Below are 21,376 nucleotides of genomic sequence, written 5' to 3'. Positions count from 1 at the left end.
CGTCGTCGATACCGCCCGCCTCACCGGGACCAGCCCGTTCGCCACCATCCTCAAAACCGTCAGCGCCTAAATCACACCGCCACAGGGGTGGGTAATTACAGACGAGCGGCCCCTGTCGCAAATGGCGGCCCATTGCTAGAGAGCCCAGTCCTGTCATCTCCGCCACCAGCATGAATTTGCCAAGCACGAGCGCATTGATCAAGGCGAGCGCGTAGAAATGGTAACTTGGATACTGCTGGACGTCCTGGTTGACGCGAGCGTAGATGTTGAGACTAAATAGGGTCAGCGTTCCCAGGACCACCATCAGGTAGGCCGCGAAGGCCATATACCGCTTCGCTTCGTCCGCAGTGCGTTGAGCGATAGTTCGCTTCGTCGCGCGCGGCTCTCGGCTCAACGGCTCTGGTGCGGCAGGAGGTGCCGTTTGGTTGGACAGGGCCATGGCTAATCTCCGAGGCACGCTGCCTTCCACCTTCTGAACGATCCGCATATCCGCTTTGATCTGCATCAAGGCATTCGCCCGAAAAACGCCGTGACGTCACTTCCTAGTCTTCAATGGAGATCGTCATGTCTGCGCGACGTCTAATTGTTGTGGGGGCAATGCTTGGGCTTTCGGGCTCACTGCCGGCACTTGGGCGGAGCGCGATCCACCCGGATCCGGCGCAGGCGGTCGCCGACAGGACGGATTACATCGCGAAGAGCGGCAAGACCGTGCCGAGGCCGGACAAGCTCGACCCCAACGAGAACAGCGCTATTCAACGGCGGACTCCCGACCAGATGCGCGATGACGCGATCACGCGGGGGATCTGTGTCGGCTGTTCCCGCTGATCTCGTTTCGCCAGTGCGCAGATCGCAAAGTTCCCTTCCGGTGCCCGAAAGCTCCGAATAGGGCGGATCCCTGAGAAACCTTGGCCCGCATGAAGCACCTTGCTCAAGCATTTCTCGTCGGGTTGCTGACCTTTCACGCCAACCACGTCTGTGCCGAGGGCACCGCCGAGCAAGCGGAGATCCACGAGGGCCATCGCCTTGCGCTTCAGATCTGCAGTGTCTGTCATGTCGTCGGTTCTGACTAGCAGAGTGCTCCGATCTTGAGACGGCCAGGGCCGAGTTTCGCCCAGATTGCTCGCAGGAGGGACGTTTCACCTCGGGCGATTCGTGTGTTCCTGCAAACAACACACGTCGGCGCCACCCCGCCGTTCGAGATGCCGAATCCGCAACTGCTCGACCAGCAGGCGGATGCGATCGCAATTTACCTCGCGAGTCTGAAGGATCGGCACCGCGTTCCTTGACAGGCATGGGCGCACCGTTCTGGAGCCTGCCACAGATGCAGCCGCAGGAGACCCTGGTGCTGCTACCAATCAGAGCGTCCGCTTTTCCGGTTTCCTGTCCGGAAGCGGCCGGGCCGCAACCGGCCAGACTACGCCATGCCGGTTCGCCAACCCGCGCAAAACCGGCCCTTCGGCTTGGCGCCCATTGCCGCCATACAGCGGTCCGCGGCGACATCCCGAAAGCCGACGTCAAAACAGCGCAGGCATGAGGTCCTGATCGCGCTGCTTCCGGGCCTTCGCTCCAAATCGAGAGGCGGATACTCGGATTTGCGCTCCATCCCGTCCTTGACGAGGGTGCGGGGGGTGCCTGCGATGTGGACATCACCATAGTTTGCGCTTCAGCCTAGTGCGTCAGATTTGCGCTCAGTCGGAGCACATCGATTGCTTGTCCCGGAGGCGGGATTAAACATTATGCTAGCGCGACAATCTCGGGTTCAGCTTGACCATGGAGCGTCGCGGACGAGTGTGCACACGTTCAGGTGGCAAAACGAATGGTCGAAGTGCTTGATAAAATCGACGTTGAGAGTTCCGAAGGTCGTCTGTGGCTTCTTCAGGGCTGAACGAAGCTGGTCTTGAACGAACTCGTTCTTGAAATCACCGCGCGGCAATGCGGCGAGCGTCTGAGCGCGCTGCTCCGCGGTGTACTCTTCATATCCGATTCCGACGACATCCATTACGACGCCCGCCTTTGTCAGGGCGATCTCAGGCCGCATATATTCGGGTATGCCGGGAGTCGTGTGCAGCGCGATCGCTTGCCAGACTAAGTCCGCCTTCGGCTCGGACAGTCCGTGACTCCGTAGGAACTCGCGCGCCGCATCGGCGCCGTCGACTTCGAACCGCTTCGTCGGCGTGTGGTAGGCGTCGGCCAGTCCTAAGTCGTGAAACAGGGCTGCCACGTACAGCAACTCGGGGTCGAATTTTAGCTCCTCCCGAGCTCCTTTCATCGCACCGAATACGAAAACTCGGACTGAGTGATTAAACAGCAACTCGGATTCATGCTGGCGCACCAGTTCTGCCGCCTGGCGCGCCATGGCGCTATCGGGGATCTTGATCCCTGAGATGATCTTGCTCATCGCAGATCTCCTGTGCCTTTGCGTTTTGGATTTGATCACGGGCAGTCTACAGCGACGCCGTCTCAACCGGCCGGTCGCTGTTCGAGCACGGGCCTGCGCCCGGTACATTCAGCAAGTCTTGGCCCCTTGAGGCTGCGTTCGGCTCTCGTCGCTTGTGGGATTATCGAGGGCACCCTGGTCCGTTCAATGCGTCGGACCATTCAGCGCCCGCCAACACGCCTGTGTTTCCTGCCAGGCCGGTGCTGGTGTGCGCGAGCGCCGCGCGCCCAGCGGTCCGCCGGCGAGGCGAACTGCCCAGGGCCTTATTGCCGGCGAGCAGGGCCATACGCGGGCTCAGACCCCGCGTCGATCCGGCTGACGTTAGCTGCGGGTTCGAGAGCTGCTGATCAGGCAGCATTGGATTTGTTGGATCTTATTCGGAAGCTGCTCCGGTACTGCGCAGGCGAGACACCCAGACGGCGGTGGAAGACTGCGCGCATCCGATCTGGTGTGCCGAAGCCACAATCATAGGCGACGGTCTTGAGCGGCAGGTCGCTGCCCTCAAGCAGGTTGCGAGCGGCGTCGAGGCGCGCCGCCTCGACAAAGTCGTGCGGCGTCAGGCCGACCTCCCTGAACAGCCGCCACAGGGTCCGCTCGCTTGTGCTGGCCACGCCTGCGAGTTGCCGCACCGAAAGCGGCTCGCCGAGATGTTCCATCACGTGCTGCTGCACCCTGGCAAGCGGTGAGGTGGTGTCGACGGCCGCCGCCAGGAAAGGACTGAACTGTGACTGGCCACCCTGGCGCTGGGCGATCACCAGAAGTCTCTTGGCCGCAGCCTGCGCCAGAGCCGCGCCATGATCCTCAGCGACAAGGGCCAAGGCGAGATCGATCCCGGCCGTCACCCCAGCTGACGTGATCAGGCGGCCGTCACGCAGGTAGATCCTGTCAGGATCGATCATAGCGTGCGGGAATAGGGCAGCCAGGCGCTGGGCGATCTGCCAGTGGGTCGTCGCCGCCCGCCCGTCGAGCAGCCCGGCATGCCCGAGAGCGAAGGCGCCGGTGCAGATTGATCCATAAAGATCGGCGCGAGAGGAGGCCGTCCTCAGCCAAGCCGTGAGTTCTTCGTTCGGCGGCGACACCGGAAGCTCGGGCCCGCCAGCGATGAGCACGATCGAGAATGGGTCCTGCGCCTCGTCGAAGCTGAGGTCGGCAAGCAGGCGCATGCCGTTGGACGCGACAACGGGGTCGCGCGTGCTCGCCACGAGCACGGTCCGGTAGAACGCGTTGCGGCCGAGCAGCCCGTTCGCCTCCGCGAATACGTCCACCGGGCCCGCAACGTCGAGCGCCTGCACCCCATCGTGGATCACGATTGCGACGCTCCGGCCTGACATGAACATCCCTCGCATCGCGGACTTGTAGCACCTCATCCTGAGCGCTCCGGCCCGCTGGCGGAAAAGCGCGCTTCGTTGGCGGAAATTCGAAGTCCCGCGCCGTTGCCCAAGACAAGCCATCGGTAGAGACATCGGCGCAGCAGTAATTCCTACTGCTCAATTCGACGTGCAATGTCGACGTGTAGTCAGGAGGCGCGGATGCCGGGAGCCGCCATGCCTCATGCGGGGGAGCGTGACTTCGCCTCTCGGTTCGCGCCGGGTGTCGCGGCCAATACGTGGCTCGACCAAGCGCTTGCCGACAGTGATCCGCTTGCCTCCCTCCGCTTCGACTGAACCTGCCGCAATAGGATCGACGACGATGAACCCTCACCTGCACCTTCCAAAGGGGATCGCGGGCATCCCGGTGCCTGACAGCCAGTTCGCCAGGGCCGCAACGCAGCTGGTCCGCGATACCGAAGATGATCTGCTGTACAACCACAGTCGCCGGGTGTTTTTCTGAGGTGCGTTGACCGGGCAGCGCCGGGATCTGAATTACGATCCGGAACTGCTCTACATCGGGGCGATGTTTCACGACATGGGCCTGACACAAGCCCATGCGAGCAAGACGCTCCGCTTCGAGGTTGACGGAGCCAATGCCGCCCGCAACTTCCTGAACAGTTACGGCGTGCCGGAGCGGGACATCGAGGACGTCTGGATCGCAATCGCCCTGCACACCACGCCGGGCATTCCCGAACTCATGCGGCCGACGATCGCCCTGGTCACGGCAGGCGTCGAAATGGACGTGCTCGGCATCGCCTACGACGACTTCACGCCCGAGCGGCGCGACCATGTCTGCGCACACCATCCGCGCGAGACCAACTTCAAGGAAGCGGTCATCGACCACTTCGCTCAAGGAACAATCAGGAAGCCGGGGGCGACCTTCGGCAACGTCAAGGCCGATGTACTGGCGCTTAAGGATCTAAGCTACAGGCGGACAAATTTCTTCAGCATCATTTTCGCTTCGCCCTGGCCTCATTGAGCCCAGGTCGGCCGGCGGCGAGTCAGAGGGAGAGGGCGTGATGATCTCAAAGCTCAAACGAACCTGCGCGGAAGCGGCAGCCATCGCAGTGGTTTCGGCAGCCACGTCGCTCGGCTCGCAACCGGGACAGGCACACGAGCGTGAGTCCGCAAAGCCGGTCTTCGAGCATGCGCTTCCGAATGTTCCGGGTAAGAGCCTCATCGCGGTTGTCGTCCGCTACGCGCCGGGCGGCAAGTCACCGGCACACCACCACGCGGGGTCAGCGTTCATCTACGCGTACGTGCTGACCGGCGAGGTCCGCAGCCGTGTCGGCGATGAGCCTGCCAAAGTTTACCGTGCCGGCGAGAGCTTCTTCGAGGAGCCCGGCGCCCATCACCGGATGAGCGAGAACGCGAGCGAGAGCGAGCCCGCCAGCTTGCTCGCGGTGTTCATCGTCGACGGTCAGGACAGGCCGCTCACAGTTCCGGATCCGGACGCGGCAAGACCGTAAGCCGGGGCAGGCGCATAGGATCAAGCGAACGAAAGGAATTCATGATGGCCAGAGAGCCCGCCCCCGCGCCCACGGAAGGTGCAACGATGATGGCCTGGCGGGTGAACGCGTTCGGGCCGCCGACGGCGATAAACTTCGAGACGGTACCGCGGCCTGATCCGGGCCCGGGCGAGGTCCTCGTCAGGGTGCATGCGGCCGGTGTCGGCCCTTGGGATAGCTGGATCAGAGCGGGACGCAGCGCGCTGCCGCAGCCCCTTCCTCTCACCTTAGGCTCGGATCTGTCGGGCGTGATCGTAGCTGTCGGCCCACAGGTAACCGGGTTCATGCCGGGCGACGAGGTTTTCGGCGTCACGAACCCGCGGTTCGTCGGCGCCTATGCCGAGTACGCGGCGGCCTCTGCCGCCATGCTAGCTGGAAAGCCGCGCTCGCTTTCGCATGTCGAGGCGGCGTCCGTGCCCGTGATCGCCGTCACGGCCTGGCAAGGGCTGTTCGAGGAGGCCCGCCTTCAGCCAGGTCAGACCGTGCTGATCCACGGTGCGGCTGGAAATGTGGGGGCCTACGCGGTCCAGCTTGCCCACCAGGCTGGGCTTCACGTCATTGCCACGGCTGGGGCGGATGATCTTGTCCTTGTCCGAAGTCTTGGCGCCGATCATGTAGTGAATTACCGCGCCCAGCGTTTCGAGAACGAGGTGAAAGAGGTCGACGCCGTTTTCGATCTGGTCGGAGGCGAGACGCAATCCCGCTCCTTAGCGGTCTTGCGCCGAGGCGGCAGGCTGGTCTCCGCCGTGTCGCAGCCCGAGGCGGCGCTGGCTGAGCAGCATGGGATAAACGCCGCGTTCTTTCTGGTGCAAGTCACCACCGAGCATCTCTCTCGCATGGCCGCACTCATCGACGCCGGTCAGCTCAAGCCGCGGGTTGGGGCAATCCTGCCGCTGGCAAAAGCGCGCGACGCTCATCTGATGCTGGAAGGGGCAGTGCCTGCGCCCAAGGGCAAGATCGTCCTACAAGTGATGACAAACTGACCAAGGACGGGGTGGGCAGGTATGACTGCTTACACAACATCCGAACCTCGAAGCGGACGAGCCGCTGACGGCCATACTATGGCACGATTGATCGCCGGAACGCGCAAGACCGGACATTCGGCTTGGCGCCCATCTCGGCCGCTCAGCCGGTCCCCGCGGCTTCTCCGAAGCGGACGCAGTGGCAGCCTACGTCGCGGTGATCTGGCGGACTGGCTCGGCGGTCGGGGGATGACCCATATCGGCGGTGCGCCCCGCCATCCCCAAATGCAGGGCAAGATTGAGCGCTCGCACCAGACGCTCAAGAACCGCATCCTGCTCGAACACGCCTACCTGCCCGGCGACCTGGAGGCGCGGAATGCCGCCTTAGTCGAGCACTACAACCACGCTCGGGCTCACGAGAGCCTGGGTAACCACACCCCTGCCGACGTCCACTTCGGCCGCGGCGAGACGATCTTGCATGAATGGGCGCGGATCAAGCGCCAGACCCTCATGGATCGCCGCTTGCGCCATCAGGCGCAGGCTGCCTAACCTCTCAAAGCAGGTGGACCAGAGCCTCCGTTCCTGAGCGCCTCAAAGCGTCTCAAATCATCTGACGACGGACAACCCGGGATTGCGGGGACGACCGTGGCGTCGTCGTGACCGAGTTGGACGCCGCTCCGCCTGGCGGAGCCCCCGAAGGATGGGTTCGCGCGCCCTCGCGTCAGATCACGCTGGAACAATGGAGGGGGGAACTCGGTCGCGGGTGGTTCGGCATCCGGCCGACCGCTCGAACAGCCCCTTCGAGACGAGCTTCGCGCCGACGTTCCGTTCGATGATCGGCTACTTCGTCCGGCGCCGGAAATCGGGTGGTTTCACGAGCATCGAGAAGCATAACGCGGAACAGCAGCCCTGGGACTGGCAGGTCAACCTGTCCTACCTCCTCGGGCTGGGGGGGAGGTCTCGCGCGAGTTCCAGGAGCTACGCTCGCGCAAGAAGATCACGGCCACGTTGAAGCAGGCCATCAAGGAGGGCGAGCTCGGGTCGCTGTTCGGCACCGTGGCCGAGATAAGGCCGGAGCTCGCGAGGACCGAGAAGCAGATCGCGATGCTGCGGGCGCAGCTCAAGACCTTCGAGGTCCACGAGAATTACAGGGAGATGGCTGACCGGGCCGCACAGTTGAAGGACGCGATGTCCGAGGCGGCCATCGAGCTCGCGACCCTTGAGGAGACCATCACGTACCTCGAAACGTCCATGGGCGAGGCGACCGCGCCGGGGCATGCCTCCGTCGAGCGGCTGTACCAGGCCGCGGGCGTGGAATTGCCCGGCGTGGCGCTGCGACGCTTCGACGAGGTGGAGCGATTCCAGGCGTCGGTAGCCGAGAACCGTCGGCGCCACCTCGCCAGGCAGGTGGAGGAGGCCGCCGAGCGCAGGATCAAGGTCGATGCGGCCCTCGTGCGCTACGACGAGGAGAGGTCTGTCATCCTTCGGAAACTCAATGGCAAGGGTGCGTTCGAGGACCTCATAGTCATGCGCGAGGATCTCGCGCGGCTGATCAGCCGTGAGGAGACCCTGACGAGCAAGCTCAGGCACGCCAGCATGCTCGAAAACAGCGTGACGCAGCACAAGCTAGAGAGCGCGGCCCTTGAACTGCGCCTCCAGGAGGACCTGAAGACGCACGATGCGTCGATCCGCAGGGCGATGCTGCTCGTGGACCTTCCAACCGTGGGAAGCACCACGTCAGTGCGACGTGATCCCGAGGAGTGCGTCATGCATCGTTTCAAGGTGGAGAAGATGGGGTGCGGCGGCTGCGCGAAGGCGGTGACCCGTGCCGTCCATGCCGTCGAGCCGAACGCCCGCATTGAGGTCGATCTTGGCGCCAAGCTGGTGACCGTCACCGGCGCCGAGGGGAAGCCCGACCGGATCGTCCAGGCCATGATCGAGGCCGGCTACCCGGCGGGTGCCGCTTAGGACGCCTGCTACGACACTGCCGGGTACCATTCCTGCGCCTGCGACGCGTCGCTCAAGCGGGAGGCGACCGCCGTCGCGGACGGCTCGAACGCCTCGCTGGAGGTCCGGCGCCGCGCCCTGAGCGTCGTCGAGGCGACCGCCGCCATGGATTGCCGCGCCCCGTAGCAGCCGCGCCGGGTCCGTCAGTTCGGGTAGCTCGGCGCCCCCGCGACCCGGGCCGCCGCCTCGCGGGCCTTGGCATCGGCCGCGGCCTCCGCCTGGTCGGCGGCCTCCACGATGGCGCCGGGCTCCACGCCGTTATGCAGCGCGAGGCGGGCGCGCAGGTCGTCGAGCTCCTCTTCCGACAGGTTCTCGATGCCGATGAAGCGGTTCTGCGCCGCGCTCGCCCTGATGAGCTCGTCGAGCTTGGCCTGTATTGCAGCCCCGTCGCGGTTCTGCGTATTCTGGATCAGGAAGACCATCAGGAACGTCACGATGGTCGTGCCGGTGTTGATCACCAGCTGCCAGGCGTCGGAGTACCCGAACAGGGGCCCCGTGACCGCCCAGACGATGATCAGCCCAATGCTGATCGCGAAGGTCGAAGGCCGGCCCGCCGTCCGGGCGACCCGTGAGGAGAATTCGGCGAAACCCTTCGGCGTTCTCACCGCACCCGCCTCCGTCCGCGAAAGCTTCCGGGAAGATCATCCCCGCCACAAGCCGGATACGGCGGACGCGCCTGGACCGTTCCACCACGAGCCCGAGAGCTTCGACGGGTAGGCGTTCAAGGGCACGGGCCCAGCGTCCGCTCACCACGCTGCGGCTTCAGTGGGTCCGAGGCCGGCCGAAGGCCTGCTGCAGGCTTTCCGCCCCGTAAGGCTTCTTGGTCACCGGCACGTCGCCGAGGTCGGGCGGGACCTGGAAGCTCTCGCCGTACCCGGTCGCGAACGCGAGCGGGATGCCGTGCTCCGCCAGGCGCCGGGCGACCGCGACGCTTGTCTCGCAGCCGAGGTTCACGTCGAGGATCGCCCGGTCGGGCGGCGACGTGTCGATCAAGCGGAGCGCCTCCCGGACCGAGGCCGCCATGTCGACCGCGTCGGTCCCCAACGCCGTGAACGCCTCCTAGGCCTCCAGCGCGATGATCATGTTGTCCTCGACCACAAGCGCCGTCCCACTGAGCGAGAAGGACGAGACCGCTTCGGGCTGGACGACGCGGACCGCCCGCGGCGGCGCGGCGCGGACGAAGGCCGCGGGAATCGAGAACCGCGCGGTCAGGCCGGTCAGCGCGTAGCAAACCTCAGCCTTGCCCTTGAGCTCGTAGGGCACGGAACGCTCGATGATGGTCGAGCCGAACCCGCGCCAGGTCGGTGCCTTGACGGGGGACCGCCCGTCTCGGGTCCGCAGTCATTTCCGGAGATGGCTTCCGCGACCCAGGGCATGGGGCCGACGGCTGCCCGTCCGGATGCGGCGTCAGGCATCGTGATCCAGCCATCGGCGGGTCTCGCCGAGGATCTCGTCCGAGAGCGAGGGTTCTTCGACCGCGCGCGCCAGGATCAGCGCTCCCAGCATGGCGGCATAGGTGCCGATGGCCTCGCGACGACGGCACCCAGTGACGGTGTCGGGCAGCGCCGCCTCCATGCGCGCGATCTGCGAACGGATGCCCGCCGTCATCGCGGACCGCGCGGCCTCCGGCCGGAGACGGACGTCCGCGGCAAGGGCAGCCATCGGGCAGCCGCCGGCGGGGTCGTCCCGATGGGCCGGTGACAGGTAAGACTTGAGGAAGTCCGGGACGCTTCCGCCCGAGCCGGCCTTTTCGGCCGCGGCGTGCTCGATGGCGTGTGCCATCAAGTCCTCCTTCGAGGCGAAGTGGCCGTAGAACCCGCCGTGCGTGAGGCCGGCGGCCTTCATCACCTCGGCGACCCCGACCGCCTCGAAACCCTTCTCGCGGAACAGGCGGCTCGCCTCCGCGAGGATGCGCCTCCGGTTCTCCCGCATCTGCTCCTGGGTGACCCTCATCCCAAAAATTCCCCGCCACAGCCGTTGACACTATTATGATAGCGATCATATTAAAGTTCAATCATGACAACGATCATGATTAGCGAGTTATCTCCAACGGACCCAGTCATGTCGACCAAGCCCACCGTTCTCGTCACCGGCGCATCCTCCGGGATCGGCGCGACCTACGCCGACCGCTTCGCGCGGCGCGGCCACGACCTCGTGCTGGTCGCCCGCGACAAGGCCCGGATGGACGACCTCGCCGAGCGCCTCCGCCGAGAGACCGGCGTGGCCGTCGACGTGGTCCAGGCTGACCTCACCGACGCGGCCCAGACGCGCGCCGTCGAGGCTCGCCTGCGCGAGGACGACCGCATCGGCGTCCTGGTCAACAACGCCGGTGCGAATGTGGGCGGAACTTTCGCCGAGCAGTCGCCCGACGACATCGCGCGCCTCGTGACCCTCAACGCCACGTCGGTGATGCGCCTCGCCCGGGCCGTGGCCCCCCGCTTCGCCGAGGCCGGCGAAGGCGCCATCGTCAACATCGGCTCGGTGGTCGGCCTGGTGCCGGAGTTCTCGATGTCGGTCTACGGCGCGACCAAGGCCTTCGTGCAGTTCCTGTCACAGGGCCTCGCGCACGAGCTCGGCCCGAAGGGCGTCTACGTCCAGGCCGTGCTGCCGGCGGCCACCCGCACCGAGATCTGGAGCCGGTCGGGCGCCGACGAGGCGTCGCTCCCGCCGATGATGGAGGTCGGCGCCCTGGTCGACGCCGCCCTGGCCGGCTTCGACCGCCGCGAGCCGGTGACGATCCCGCACCTCCACGACGCCGGGCAGTGGGACGCCTTCCAGGCCGCGCGCCAGGCGATGATCCCGGGCTTCGGCACGGTCGAGCCGGCCCCGCGCTACGCCCCGGCCGCGTAACCCAATCCAAGCCCTTGAGTTCGGAGACGTAGTCCCGTGAAGGCGTTCATCCTCGACCGATACAAGAAGGAGCAGCCGCTGCGCCCGGGAGATCTGCCGGAGCCCAAGGTGGGACCCGGCGACGTTCTGATCGAGGTCGCGGCGGCCGGGCTCAACTTGCTGGACGCGAAGATCCGCAACGGCGAGTTCAAGCTGCTCCTGCCGTACAAGCCGCCCTTCGTGCTCGGGCACGACCTCGCCGGCACGGTGGTCCGGGTCGGGTCTGGGGTGCGCCGCTTCAAGGTGGGCGACGAGGTCTACGCGCGGCCGCAGGACGGGCGGATCGGCACGCTGGCCGAGCGCATCGCCGTCGACGAGTCCGACATCGCCTTGAAGCCGAAGAACCTCTCGATGGCCGAGGCGGCCTCGATCCCCCTCGTCGGCCTCACGGCGTGGCAGGCCCTCGTCGAGCACGCCAAGCTCAAGCGAGGCGACAAGGTCCTGATCCACGCCGGATCCGGCGGGGTCGGCACCTTCGCCATCCAGCTCGCCAAGCACCTCGGCGCGACGGTGGCGACCACCGCGAGCGCAGGAAACGCCGACCTCGTCAGGAGCCTCGGGGCCGACGTCGTCGTCGACTACAGGCGCGAAGACTTCGAGAAGGTCCTGTCGGGCTACGACGTCGTACTCAACAGCCTGGACGGCGAGACGCTCCGGAAGTCCCTGGCCATCCTGAAGCCGGGCGGGAAGCTGATCTCCATCTCCGGACCGCCAGACCCGGCCTTCGCCAAGGCCCAGGGGCTGAACGTCTTCCTCGCGCTGGTCATGCGCCTGCTCAGCTTCGGCATCCGTCGCAAGTCCAAGGCTCGCGGCGTCGACTACGCGTTCCTGTTCATGCGGGCGAACGGGGCGCAGCTCGCGGAGATCGCCAAGCTGGTCGAGGCGGGAACCATCCGCCCGGTCCTGGACCGGGTCGTCCCGTTCGAGGCGACCGACGAGGCCCTGACCAAGCTTGAGGCCGGCCGGTCCAAGGGCAAGGTCGTGGTCGCGATCCGTTGACGGGAACGCTTGACATGGACATGCCCCTTTCCCGCTACGCGGATCCCTCGCGACGGTGGGCGGACGCCCCGACCCGGACCGTCGCGGCGGCGGGCACGACCTTCGCGTACCGGCAGTTGGGACCCGCCGCCGGCGTACCGGTGGTCCTCCTCAATCACTGGGGCGCGAACCTCGACAACTTCGACCCCCGCATCGTCGACGGGCTCGCAACCAGTCGTCCGGTCCTCGCGCTCGATTACCGCGGCGTCGGCGCTTCGGGCGGAAAGGCCCCGCTCACGGTGGAGGAGATGGCGACCGATACGGTCGCCACGCTCCGGGCGCTCGGGCTCGATCAGGTCGACCTCATCGGATTTTCCCTGGGCGGGTTCGTGGCGCAGGACGTCGCACTGCGGGCGCCCGCCCTGGTGCGCAGGCTGATCCTGGCCGGGACCGGGCCCGCCGGGGGCACCGGCATCGAGAGGGTCGGGACGGTGTCCTGGCCGCTTATCCTGAAGGGGCTCCTGACCTTCAAGGATCCGAAGACCTACCTGTTCTTCACCGCCTCGGAGACGAGCCGGCGTGCCGCCGGGGCGTTCCTGGGGCGCCTGAAGGAGCGCACCTCGGATCGGGACACGGCGGTCGGGATGGGGACGTTCCTGAGGCAGCTCAAGGCGATCAAGGCCTGGGGTCGGCAGGCGCCGCAGGACCTCGCTCGCATCGCGTGCCCCGTCCTCGTCGCGAACGGCGACCGGGACCTCATGGTGCCGAGCCCGAACTCAACGGACATGGCGCGTCGGCTGCCGAACGCCGAACTCGTCTTCTACGAGGACGCCGGCCACGGCGGCATTTTCCAATACCACGAAGCCTTCACGCGGAAGGCGGTCGCCTTCCTCGATGCCTGAACGAGGGACCGTCGAAGGCAACGGGCCTTCGAGGGTTCGAGCCCTCCCCCACGATTCCTCATCCGTCGAACGCTGAAGACGAGGCAGCACGACCATGCGTGACATCGTTCTTTGCCATCCCGTCCGCACCGCCATCGGAGCCTATGGCGGTAGCCTGAAAGGTGTGGCCACGACCGACCTCGGCGCGACCGCGATCCGGGAGACCCTGAGGCGGGCCGGCCTGGAGGCCGGCAAGCTCGGCGGCGTGACGATGGGCAATGTCGTCCAGGCCGGCAACCGCATGAATCCCGCCCGGCAGGCGGCCGTGAACGGTGGCATACCCGTCTCGGTGCCGGCGCTCACGGTCAATCGCGTCTGCGGCTCGGGCGCCCAGGCCATCGCCACGGCGGCCGACGAGATCCGGCTCGGGCGCCACGACGTGGCCATCGCGGGCGGCATGGAGAACATGGATCGCGCCCCGTACCTGATGGAGGGTGGCCGCTGGGGCTACCGCATGGGGAGCGCCCAGATCCTCGACAGCATGCTGAACGACGGCCTCAACGACGCGTTCTCCGGCGAGCATTCGGGTTGGCACACCGAGGACCTTGCCGCGCGGTCCCGGATCGGTCGGGAGGCTCAGGATGCCTGGGCGGCCCGCTCGCAGGCACGGTTCGCCAAGGCGCAGGCCGCCGGCGCGTTCGACCCCGAGATCGCCGCCGTCGAGGTCAGGGGCCGGAAGGGGCCGGAGACGTTCGCGCGCGACGAGGCGCCCCGACCTGAGACGACGGCCGAGACCCTCTCGAAGTTGAAGCCGGCCTTCCGGAAGGACGGAACGATCACGGCCGGCAACGCACCCGGGCTGAATTCCGGCGCGGCGGCTATGATCGTCGCCGAACGCGGTTTCGCCGAGGCCAATGGCCTCGACGCCTTCGGGCGCCTCGTGGCCTACGGGGTCGGAGCCTGCGAGCCCGGCCTGTTCGGCCTCGGGCCAGTCCCAGCCGTCCGGCAGGCGTTGGAACGGGTCGGCTGGGGGCTCGGGGACTTGGAGCGGGTCGAGATCAACGAGGCCTTCGCCGTCGTCCCCCTTGCCGTCGCCAAGGAACTCGGCCTGCCGGAGGACATCGTCAACGTCGAGGGCGGCGCCATCGCGCACGGCCACCCCATCGGCGCGACCGGCGCGGTGCTGACGACTCGCCTGCTGCACTCCATGCGGCGGGACGGCATCCGACGTGGTCTCGTCACCCTCTGCATCGGTGGCGGTCAGGGCATCGCACTGCTGCTGGAAGCGAGCTGAGGGCCGGTCCGGCAGCTCGAAGGAATTTTTCTCTCCTCTGCCATCGAGTCCGTCGCGGACCCGTGAGGTCACCCCGTCGAAAGGAACCTGCGTAGATGACCGATGAGGACGCTTCAAACTCGCAGCCGCTCCGCCGTCGCGTCGTGGAATGGTCCGATCCCGCGGTTCTGGCACGGGCCGGCCACGGTCTAGACGGCCTCGGGTTCCTGCGGAAGTTGATGGCCGGCGAGCTCCCGCCTCCGCCGTTGATCGCCCTGCTCGGCATCGACCTCGTCTCGGCCGAGCCGGGCCGGGTCACCATGCGGATGATGGCGGGCGAGCATCACTACAACCCGCTCGGTACGGTCCACGGCGGGGCGGTCGCGTCCCTGTTGGACAGCGTGATGGGATGCGCCGTGCATTCCACGTTGCCTCAAGGCCGCAGCTTCACCACCCTGGAAATCAAGGTGAACTACCTGCGCGCCGTCACAACCGCCTCGGGACCGCTCACCGCCGTCGGGGAGGTCGTGCACTCCGGGCGTAGGCAAGCGGTGGCCGAGGCGCGTCTTTCGGACGGTGCCGACCGGCTCTGCGCCACGGCGAGTTCGACATGCCTGCTCCTCGACGTCCCGGCCCGCGACCGCCCCGAGCCGGAGGTCGTGGATCCGGTTTTGGCGCCATGGACGCGAATTTCCTGATGCGCGCCCGACAAGCCGACCGGAGGGCAATCCCGACCGACGACGACACGGCGGGTCCGCAGGCCGGGACCGTCCCGGTGCGGGACGAACGAACGGACCGGCTGCTCCGCGGCCCCGTCGCCGGCACCCTCCTGCGCCTCGCGGTCCCGAACGTCCTCATGACCACGGCCCAGGCGTCGACGGGTCTCATCGAGACCTACTTCATCGCCCATCTCGGGACCGATGCCCTGGCCGGCATGGCGCTGGTCTTCCCGATGCTGATGCTGGTCCAGATGATCGCGGGCGGCGCGGTCGGCGGGGGCATGCTCTCGGCGATCTCCAGGGCCCTCGGCGGAGGCCGGCGCGCGGAGGCGAACGACCTCGTCTGGCACGCGGTCGCCATCGCCGTGGGCCTGGGCGTCCTGACGACCGTCGCGGCCCATCTGACAGGCCCGAGCCTGTACGCGGCCATGGGCGGACGCGGGGCCTCCCTGACGGCGGCGCTCGTCTACTCCGACGTGATCTTCGCCGGCGCCGTGCTGGTCTGGCTGTTCAACGCGCTCCCGGCCGTGATCCGAGGCACCGGCAACATGCTTCTCCCGGCCACGGTCATGTGTGCGGGCACCGTGGCCCTCGTCCCGCTCTCCCCGGCGTTGATCTTCGGCTGGGGGCCGCTTCCTGCCCTCGGCGTCGTCGGGGGCGCCGTTGCGGTCCTCACGTACTACGCTGCCGGCATCGTGGCCTACGCCGCCTAACTCTGGTTTGGGCACGGCGTGCTTCACCCTTCAGTCCGGCCACCGGCGCTCTCGCGCGGGGCGCTGTGGGCGATCCTGCGCGTCGGCGCCGTATCCGCCATCGTGAGCGCGACGACGAACGTCACCATAGCCACGGCGACGGGCCTCGTCGGCGTGGCCGGGCCCGCGGCGGTCGCCGGGTACGGGACCGGCGCCCGCCTCGAATACCTTCTCGTGCCCATGGTGTTCGGCCTCGGCGCCCCGCTGGCCGCGATGATCGGTACGGCGATGGGGGCCGGCGACGTGGCCCGTGCGCGGCGCGCGGCCTGGACCGGCGCGGTCATGGCCGGCCTGGTCACGGAATGCGTCGGGGCCGGCGCTGCTTTTCGCCCTGAGGCTTGGCTGACCCTGTTCGGCGAGGACGGGGCGATGCTCGCCGTCGCCGCGCAGTACCTTCGCATCGTCGGGCCTTGCTACGGGCTCTTCGGGCTGGGCCTCGCCCTCTATTTCGCCGCCCAGGGTGCGGGCCAAGTGGGATGGCCGCTCGCGGCCGGCCATTTGCCGAGCGCCGTCGCCCTCGGCGGTGGCCTGATCGCGCTCCATCTCGGCTTCGGCCCCGCGGGTCTGTTCGTCGCCCTCGGATCGGGCCTCGCGATGCCGGCCGCCGTCAACGCCGGTGCGCTCGCTTGGGGTGCGTGGCCGACGTCGCCCGGCGGTCCGTTCGCCAGGACGGAGAGCGGCCGGGCAGGCCGGTCGCCGCTTCCGCCGCAGCGATAGTGGAAGGGCCGTCGTCCTCGGCCCTTCCGATGTCCTCCCGTGCCCCCCGCCCGTCCCCGGTGACGGAGGTCGGGCGAGCCGGATGCATCGCCCCGAACGCCGTCCTCGGCTCGATCACCCGCCGACGCGTCGCTCCAGGTCCTTGAGGCCGGTGACCAGATGGGCGTAGCGCGGCATCGTATGGCGGACTTCCAGTTCCAGGGCCGCGGGCGTCGACGCCGCGACGCAATCGCTCACCACCGTGACGTGAACATCGCGCTGCGCGGCGTCCCGAAGGGAGGAATCGAGCGTCAGGTCCGCCAGCGGTCCGGCCAGGATCAGGTGCTCGAAGCCACGCGCCTCGATCAGGGCGTCGGTCTCGGGCAAGCCGAAGATGCTCAGGGTCTTGCGCGCCGGCAGCACGATGTCGCCGGGTGACGGCCCGACGGCGGGGGCGAGACCGGGCCCGTCTGCTTGCCCCGCCAGCGCTTGTTCGATCCGGCGATGCGCGGGCGTCTTGAAGGGACCACCGGCACCCATCGCAATCGGCGCGTGGACCACCGCGAACTTTCTGGCCCGCGCCCAGCGGGCGAGTTCGGCCAAGGACCCGGAGAGGGGCTGCCCCGAGTCGACGAACGCGCGTTGCGCGTCGACGAGGATGACGGCCGTCTTGTCGGCCGGGAAGTGGTGGTAGGCGCGCAGGCCACGCCGGACGTACCAGCCGGTCGCGGCGTTCAGGAGCCGATTGATCATCCGTCAGGACCTCAAGGTTTCGAGCAGGCCCGACGTATCGGTCACCACGTGCCCGATGCGGGGATAGGTCTCGCGGATCGCGAGGTCATGCTCGTTGGGTGAGAACGCGGCGACGGCATCGGTCACGAGGGTGACGTGATACCCGAGGTCCACGGCGCTGCGCGCGGTCGCCTCGATGCAGGAATTCGTGATCATGCCGATGATGACGAGGTGGGTGATCCCGCGGCCCTGCAATTGGGTGTGCAGGTCGGTGCCCTCGAAGCCGCTCGAACAGAGATGTTCGCTCGACATGACGTCGCCGTCCGCCGGAGCGAGCTCGGCGATGAACCTGCCCCCGAACTTGCCCTCCGCGAAGATGTGGGACTTGTCCTGCATGAATTGGGTCGGATGCAGGTACTTGCGTCCCTTGAGGCCGTTCGGCCGCCAGCGATGGTGCGGGGCGTACGCCACGGTCATCCCGCGGCGGCGCGCGGCCTCCAGGATGGACTGGGCCTTGCCGATCATCCCGTTCGAGAGGACCACGTCCCTCGTCATCATCCAGGCCTGACCCGTGCGGGCCAGGAAGTCGTTGTAGGGGTCCACGAGGACCAGCGCCGTGGTCTCGGCGTCCATCACTTCCGGCCCCCGAGCTGCGCGACGAGTTGATCCGTCGTGAGGATCGCGTGGGCATAGGTCGGCCCGTTGATCTCGTGGGCCGCGTGCATGGCCTCGTGGCTGAAGGCCGCGGTGGCGTCCTTCACCAGCGTGACGTGGTAGCCGAGCTCGCTGCCGTACCGGCCCGTCGCCTCGATGCAGGTGTTGGCGGCCATGCCGATCAGCACGATGCTGCGGATGCCGTGCTGCTTGAGTTGCTGGTCCAGGTCGGTGTTCGCGAAGCCGCTGGACTGCCAGTGCTCATGGACCACTACATCGCCCGGCCGGGGCTGGAAGTCGTCGTGGAATGTGCCGCCCCAGCTTCCCTTCGCGAAGGTCTGATGGAACGAGCTCTGCTGCTGGAGGGGCGTGGGATGCAGCCAGTCGGCGATGTCGCCCGGTTCCGCGCGGTGATGGGGAACGAAGAAGATCCTGAACCCGCCCGACCGGGCCGACGCGACGACGTCGCGGAGGTTGTCCAGCAGGTGGACCTCTTCGGCCACCTGCTTGGCCAGGGGCCAGACCTTGCCTTCCTCGCTCAGGAAATCGTTATACGGGTCCACCAGCAGGATGGCGGTCGTCGACGGATCATATCCCATGGGTTGGGTCCAACGTCACCGTGGCTTGCACCGCGCAGCCGATAGCGGTTGACCAACCTCTATACGCGGTTTAGAGTTCGGTCAACCGCCATTCCGGGGATCGCAAGTGGCTCGTTCGAGCAAGGATCAGGTGGCTTCGAACCGGCAGCGGATCGTGGCGGCGGCGAGCGAGCTGTTCCGCAGCCACGGCTACGACGCCGTGGGGATCGCCGACGTGATGAAGGCCGCCGGGATGACCCAGGGCGGGTTCTACAAGCATTTCGCCACCAAGGAGGCGTTGGCCTGCGAGGCGTGGAACGCCGGCTTCGCGGCCGTGGAGGCTGCGTGGGCGCGGCCGGCCGGGCAAGGACCCGGGGACGACGGGCCGTCTATCCCGGCCATCGTCGATTACTACCTCTCGGTCCAGCCACCTGAGCATCGTTGCCCCATGCAGGGCCATGGCGAGGATGCGGCGCGGAGCCATGAGGGAGGCGCATTGCGTTCGGTCTATGCTGACGGCGCAGGCGCGCTTTTCGAGACCTTCCTGGCGAAGGCCCGGGAGACCATGGACGAGGATCGGGCTCGGTTGCTGTTCGCGGCGATGGTGGGGGCGAACATGCTCGCACGGGCGTCTGGCGAGGCGGATTGGGCGAAGGAGATCAAGAAGGCGGTCCGTGATGCCGCCAAATAGATTGAATTCCAGGATGCGGGGGACCGTCGGCCGTCACGGGGAGACTACGACCTTGCCTACCCTGTCACGCCGCGAGAGTGCATCCAGCGCGTCCCGGGCCCGGGCGAGGCGGAACGGGACGATCCGGGGCGCCGGCCAGCGCGCCGGAGGCGGCGTCGCCGAACAGGGCCGCCCGGACGGCACCGGCCTCAAGCGGCCTCGATGCCAGGTAGTGCCTGATCTCGACGCCCACGAGGGCCGCGCTCTTCAACAGCGGGAGGTTCGCCGGGAGGGTGGGGATGGCGCCGCCGGCGAAACCGATCACGAGGTGACGCCCCTCCTTGGCGAGGGACCGGAAAAGCGCCTCGAAGCCAGCGCCCCCGACCGGGTCGACGACGACATCGACGACGCCGCGCGGCGCGGCAGCCATGATGGCGCCACGGATATCGTCGCCGCCCGGGGCGATGGCGGCTTTCGCACCCAGGGCGAGGACAAGCTCACGCTTCTCCGGGGTCGAGGCGAGGGCCACGACGTAGGCACCCGCCCGCGCGGCGAGCTGTATCGCCGCCGAGCCGACCCCGCCCGCGGCGCCCGCGATCAGGACCGTCTCCCCGGCTGCGATCCGGCCGCGCTCGAACAGGGCGTAGTGCGCGGTCTGGTAGTCGACCAGCATCGCGGCGGCGTTCGCGAGGGGGAGGCCTGCCGGGACCGTCTCGACCTCGTCGGCGGCCACGACGGTGTACTCGGAGAGGCCGCCGCCCAGTTGCCAGGTGACGACCCGGTCGCCGACGTCGAGGTGACCGACCCCAGGGCCGACGGCATCCACCACCCCGGCGATCTCGCCGCCGGGGACGTAGGGAAGCGGAGGTCTGATCTGATAGCGCCCCTGGACCATCAGGCCGTCCACGAAGCCGAGTGCGGTCGCCTCAATGCGGATGCGGACCTGATGGGACTCGGGCACCGGAATCGGTCGTTCGATCAGCCTGAAGTGATCGAGGGAGCCGAAAGCATCGCCTTCGAAGCATTCCATCTATGACCTCCGGGGAGTTGCGCGGCGAGCCCAGGCTTTTCCTGCATGGAAGGCGAAGGCGGATGACGAGACGACTTGCTTGCCCCCGACCGCGCGTCTGGGAACGACGGCGAAAGCATGAGGCGCCGGGACCGTCAGGGTGCACGCAAGCGCCGCAGCCATCGAGCCCTGCGGTCGTCCTGTTGCAGGAGCCCCCGGATCTCGGCGTCCATACGGTCGCCGGACGACGGGTATGATGCCGTCAAGCACATGCACTGCGGCGGCGTGACGAAGCAACGCCCGAGGGCTCGCAAACCTGACCCGCCGGTCGCAGCACATCCGTGCTCGGCCGATCCGTCGCTTGCCGGCGGCATCCGGATTGCCCCCCCGGACCACGCATCCGGCCGTGGCGCGGGTGGGCTTCGTACGTCCTGCCGTCATGCACGGGAGCAGGGCGGAGGCGCACGGGCGTTGCCCGTGCGAGGCGCATCGTCGTTGTGTCGAGGGGGAGGGATGCCCTAGGCTGAGGGCATGAACATCACCATCCACGACGTCAGCGTGCCGGTCTTCGTCAACTCGCTCCGCAACATGGGCGCGTGGCTCGACAAGGCGGCATCGGAGAAGCCCGAGGCCGAGTTGCTCCTCGGCCGTCTCGCCCCCGACATGCGGCCCTTGCCGGCCCAGTACCAGATGGCTTCCGACAGCGCGAAGAACGCCGTGGCGCGGCTTGCCGGGATCGAGGCGCCTACCATGCCGGACGTCGAGGCGAGCTTCGCCGAACTCAAGGAGCGTTGCGCCAGGACGATTGCCTTCGTCGAGGGCGTCGATCCGGCGGCGCTGGCCTCGGGCGCGGAGCGGGAAGTCGAGTTGAAGTTCCCGAACGGCATGGGCTACCGCTTCACGGGGCAGGCCTATCTCACCGGTTTCGCGCTTCCGAACTTCTTCTTCCACGTCACCACCGCGTACGCGATCCTGCGCGCGGCTGGGGTGAGCCTCGGCAAGCCGGATTTCCTCCAGCACCTCGGGCCGCCGAGCATCCAGTCCGCCCAGTAGGCGCCGTAGCCTGCCGGGCAGGAATACCGCGGCCGGATGCGATGCACCGACCGGCCCATGTTGCGTTCGCGGTCCTTCGATGTGTCGGCGCATGACGTCGTGCGTGGCGCAAGTCCGATGCCTTGGGCTGGATCACCCCTCGCCGAGGCGCCACTGGTTCGCCCGAACCTTGCGGCGATAGCCCCTCACGACCTTGCGTGGCGTTCCG

General features: G+C 67.5%; 24 protein-coding genes and 4 pseudogenes. 17 read left to right on the top strand and 11 right to left on the bottom strand.

Features of this window, described 5'->3' with window-relative positions:
- A pseudogene (locus CIW48_RS27735) lies at positions 1–439 on the bottom strand (hypothetical protein); the annotation flags it as partial.
- A 125-nt stretch (positions 440–564) separates the two neighbouring features.
- Here CIW48_RS27735 and CIW48_RS27730 point away from each other — a divergent pair.
- Both CIW48_RS27730 and CIW48_RS34630 read left to right on the top strand, forming a co-directional pair.
- Positions 565–825, top strand: coding sequence for a hypothetical protein (locus tag CIW48_RS27730; protein WP_149313638.1), 261 nt, complete (start codon positions 565–567; stop codon positions 823–825).
- Positions 826–1,154: 329 nt separating this feature from the next.
- Positions 1,155–1,286 (top strand): hypothetical protein, encoded by a 132-nt coding sequence (locus CIW48_RS34630; RefSeq protein ID WP_281407394.1) that lies wholly within the window; start codon positions 1,155–1,157, stop codon positions 1,284–1,286.
- A gap of 473 nt (positions 1,287–1,759) precedes the next feature.
- Here CIW48_RS34630 and CIW48_RS27725 read toward each other — a convergent pair whose 3' ends face one another.
- Both CIW48_RS27725 and CIW48_RS27720 read right to left on the bottom strand, forming a co-directional pair.
- A complete protein-coding gene (locus tag CIW48_RS27725) occupies positions 1,760–2,398 on the bottom strand; it encodes an HD domain-containing protein (protein WP_149313637.1) in 639 nt (212 codons plus the stop codon).
- A gap of 386 nt (positions 2,399–2,784) precedes the next feature.
- Positions 2,785–3,768 carry a GlxA family transcriptional regulator gene (locus tag CIW48_RS27720; RefSeq protein WP_149313636.1) on the bottom strand — a complete coding sequence of 328 codons (984 nt, stop codon included), beginning with the start codon at positions 3,766–3,768 and terminating at the stop codon, positions 2,785–2,787.
- Between the two features lie 358 nt (positions 3,769–4,126).
- Here CIW48_RS27720 and CIW48_RS27715 point away from each other — a divergent pair.
- The 6 genes and pseudogenes from CIW48_RS27715 to CIW48_RS27695 all read left to right on the top strand — a co-directional run bounded on the left by CIW48_RS27715 (position 4,127) and on the right by CIW48_RS27695 (position 8,245).
- Positions 4,127–4,786: pseudogene (locus CIW48_RS27715) on the top strand (HD domain-containing protein).
- Between the two features lie 40 nt (positions 4,787–4,826).
- On the top strand, positions 4,827–5,276 hold the full coding sequence (locus CIW48_RS27710; RefSeq protein ID WP_149313635.1) for a cupin domain-containing protein: 450 nt from the start codon (positions 4,827–4,829) through the stop codon (positions 5,274–5,276).
- 86 nt (positions 5,277–5,362) lie between these two features.
- Positions 5,363–6,298, top strand: a complete 936-nt coding sequence (locus CIW48_RS27705) for an NADP-dependent oxidoreductase (protein ID WP_149313634.1) — start codon at positions 5,363–5,365, stop codon at positions 6,296–6,298.
- Between the two features lie 195 nt (positions 6,299–6,493).
- Positions 6,494–6,826: pseudogene (locus CIW48_RS27700) on the top strand (integrase core domain-containing protein); the annotation flags it as partial.
- Between the two features lie 555 nt (positions 6,827–7,381).
- Positions 7,382–7,846 (top strand): annotated as a pseudogene (locus CIW48_RS34770) (ABC-three component system protein); the annotation flags it as partial.
- Between the two features lie 198 nt (positions 7,847–8,044).
- The gene (locus tag CIW48_RS27695; protein WP_149313647.1) at positions 8,045–8,245 is read left to right on the top strand and encodes a heavy-metal-associated domain-containing protein; all 201 of its coding nucleotides are present in this window, start codon (positions 8,045–8,047) and stop codon (positions 8,243–8,245) included.
- Positions 8,246–8,427: 182 nt separating this feature from the next.
- Here the strand turns inward: CIW48_RS27695 and CIW48_RS27690 are convergent, their stop codons facing one another.
- The 4 genes from CIW48_RS27690 to CIW48_RS27680 all read right to left on the bottom strand — a co-directional run bounded on the left by CIW48_RS27690 (position 8,428) and on the right by CIW48_RS27680 (position 10,237).
- Positions 8,428–8,889 (bottom strand): low affinity iron permease family protein, encoded by a 462-nt coding sequence (locus CIW48_RS27690; RefSeq protein WP_149313633.1) that lies wholly within the window; start codon positions 8,887–8,889, stop codon positions 8,428–8,430.
- A 157-nt stretch (positions 8,890–9,046) separates the two neighbouring features.
- Complete coding sequence (locus CIW48_RS33705) at positions 9,047–9,328, bottom strand: hypothetical protein (protein WP_197739385.1); 282 nt, start codon at positions 9,326–9,328, stop codon at positions 9,047–9,049.
- 15 nt (positions 9,329–9,343) lie between these two features.
- A complete protein-coding gene (locus CIW48_RS33700; protein WP_197739384.1) occupies positions 9,344–9,547 on the bottom strand; it encodes a hypothetical protein in 204 nt (67 codons plus the stop codon).
- 144 nt (positions 9,548–9,691) lie between these two features.
- Positions 9,692–10,237 (bottom strand): helix-turn-helix domain-containing protein, encoded by a 546-nt coding sequence (locus CIW48_RS27680; protein WP_149313632.1) that lies wholly within the window; start codon positions 10,235–10,237, stop codon positions 9,692–9,694.
- Positions 10,238–10,345: 108 nt separating this feature from the next.
- Here CIW48_RS27680 and CIW48_RS27675 point away from each other — a divergent pair, with 108 nt between their 5' ends.
- The 7 genes from CIW48_RS27675 (at position 10,346) to CIW48_RS34760 (ending at position 16,493) form a co-directional block, all read left to right on the top strand.
- Positions 10,346–11,134 carry an SDR family oxidoreductase gene (locus CIW48_RS27675; protein ID WP_149313631.1) on the top strand — a complete coding sequence of 263 codons (789 nt, stop codon included), beginning with the start codon at positions 10,346–10,348 and terminating at the stop codon, positions 11,132–11,134.
- A gap of 36 nt (positions 11,135–11,170) precedes the next feature.
- Positions 11,171–12,172 (top strand): NADP-dependent oxidoreductase, encoded by a 1,002-nt coding sequence (locus CIW48_RS27670; RefSeq protein WP_149313630.1) that lies wholly within the window; start codon positions 11,171–11,173, stop codon positions 12,170–12,172.
- Positions 12,173–12,192: 20 nt separating this feature from the next.
- On the top strand, positions 12,193–13,053 hold the full coding sequence (locus CIW48_RS27665) for an alpha/beta hydrolase (RefSeq protein ID WP_197739386.1): 861 nt from the start codon (positions 12,193–12,195) through the stop codon (positions 13,051–13,053).
- A gap of 94 nt (positions 13,054–13,147) precedes the next feature.
- Complete coding sequence (locus CIW48_RS27660) at positions 13,148–14,326, top strand: acetyl-CoA C-acyltransferase (protein WP_149313628.1); 1,179 nt, start codon at positions 13,148–13,150, stop codon at positions 14,324–14,326.
- Positions 14,327–14,421: 95 nt separating this feature from the next.
- On the top strand, positions 14,422–15,003 hold the full coding sequence (locus CIW48_RS27655) for a PaaI family thioesterase (protein ID WP_149313627.1): 582 nt from the start codon (positions 14,422–14,424) through the stop codon (positions 15,001–15,003).
- Complete coding sequence (locus CIW48_RS34765) at positions 14,985–15,737, top strand: MATE family efflux transporter (RefSeq protein ID WP_348645142.1); 753 nt, start codon at positions 14,985–14,987, stop codon at positions 15,735–15,737. Before CIW48_RS27655 ends, CIW48_RS34765 begins: the two co-directional genes overlap by 19 nt.
- Before the next feature lie 18 nt (positions 15,738–15,755).
- On the top strand, positions 15,756–16,493 hold the full coding sequence (locus tag CIW48_RS34760) for an MATE family efflux transporter (protein ID WP_348645141.1): 738 nt from the start codon (positions 15,756–15,758) through the stop codon (positions 16,491–16,493).
- A 114-nt stretch (positions 16,494–16,607) separates the two neighbouring features.
- Here the strand turns inward: CIW48_RS34760 and CIW48_RS27645 are convergent, their stop codons facing one another.
- From CIW48_RS27645 to CIW48_RS27635, 3 genes are read right to left on the bottom strand one after another with little or no spacing between them, the layout of a single operon-like run.
- Entirely contained in the window at positions 16,608–17,225 is a 618-nt protein-coding gene (locus CIW48_RS27645) for a cysteine hydrolase (RefSeq protein WP_149313626.1), read from the bottom strand.
- 3 nt (positions 17,226–17,228) lie between these two features.
- Entirely contained in the window at positions 17,229–17,837 is a 609-nt protein-coding gene (locus tag CIW48_RS27640) for an isochorismatase family cysteine hydrolase (protein ID WP_149313625.1), read from the bottom strand.
- Positions 17,837–18,457 carry an isochorismatase family cysteine hydrolase gene (locus CIW48_RS27635; RefSeq protein WP_149313624.1) on the bottom strand — a complete coding sequence of 207 codons (621 nt, stop codon included), beginning with the start codon at positions 18,455–18,457 and terminating at the stop codon, positions 17,837–17,839. Before CIW48_RS27635 ends, CIW48_RS27640 begins: the two co-directional genes overlap by 1 nt.
- 106 nt (positions 18,458–18,563) lie before the next feature.
- On the opposite strand from CIW48_RS27635, the gene CIW48_RS27630 reads away from it, so the two are divergent.
- Entirely contained in the window at positions 18,564–19,127 is a 564-nt protein-coding gene (locus tag CIW48_RS27630) for a TetR/AcrR family transcriptional regulator (RefSeq protein ID WP_149313623.1), read from the top strand.
- 64 nt (positions 19,128–19,191) lie between these two features.
- On the opposite strand, the gene CIW48_RS27625 is transcribed toward CIW48_RS27630, so the two are convergent.
- Positions 19,192–20,136, bottom strand: coding sequence for an NADPH:quinone oxidoreductase family protein (locus CIW48_RS27625; RefSeq protein ID WP_246695442.1), 945 nt, complete (start codon positions 20,134–20,136; stop codon positions 19,192–19,194).
- 510 nt (positions 20,137–20,646) lie between these two features.
- Between CIW48_RS27625 and CIW48_RS27620 the strand changes: the two genes are divergently transcribed.
- Positions 20,647–21,168 carry a DUF1993 domain-containing protein gene (locus tag CIW48_RS27620; protein ID WP_149313622.1) on the top strand — a complete coding sequence of 174 codons (522 nt, stop codon included), beginning with the start codon at positions 20,647–20,649 and terminating at the stop codon, positions 21,166–21,168.
- Positions 21,169–21,376: the final 208 nt, after the last annotated feature.

The organism is Methylobacterium sp. P1-11 (assembly GCF_008329595.1).
GTDB lineage: Bacteria > Pseudomonadota > Alphaproteobacteria > Rhizobiales > Beijerinckiaceae > Methylobacterium.
Note: the sequence above shows the minus strand (reverse complement) of the source record. Positions and strands in the feature narration are given on the sequence as shown.